Consider the following 542-nt stretch of genomic DNA (forward strand, 5'->3'; position numbering starts at 1 on the left):
TTGAAGGGCTTCATGCGCTTCGGCAAATCCTCGCAACTTTCGCCCTGCCCATTTCTCATTAAAATCTTGAATGGTCAAATACACGATTTTTTCAGCGGCTTCTAAACTATTCAAACTGTTCATCGGTTTTAGGCGTTTCCGAATCTCCTTGATCGTTCGTTCGATGGCATTGGTCGTGTAAATCACACTTCGAATACTGCTTGGATAATCCATAAATGTAAGGAGGACATCCAACTCATTGGCCCAAGATTGAACTTCTCTTGGATATTTGCTGGACCATTTCGACTCAAACTGTTGAAACATTTGTAACGCCATCTCCTTATTCGGCGCGCGATAAATCAGCTTGAGATCCTCGGCCACTTCGAATTGGTCTTTTTTCCGAACACGATGGAGCGTGTTGCGGACTTTGTGAACGACACAACGCTGCACATCGGCTTTCGGATAAACCGCCTTAAAGGCTTCCTCCAACCCCGGTAGTCCATCGAATACGCCCAGAAGCACTTCCTTGACGCCCCTGTTGTATAGTTGTTGAAGAATCTCCT

1 protein-coding gene is annotated in these 542 nt (G+C 45.8%); it reads right to left on the reverse strand.

What is annotated here, in order from left to right; translation table 11 throughout:
• The coding region (locus GCA01S_RS18945) for an IS256 family transposase (protein WP_042412613.1) at nt 1–542 on the reverse strand (542 nt) is incomplete at both ends.

This window comes from Parageobacillus caldoxylosilyticus NBRC 107762, assembly GCF_000632715.1.
Classification (GTDB): Bacteria; Bacillota; Bacilli; order Bacillales; family Anoxybacillaceae; genus Saccharococcus; species Saccharococcus caldoxylosilyticus.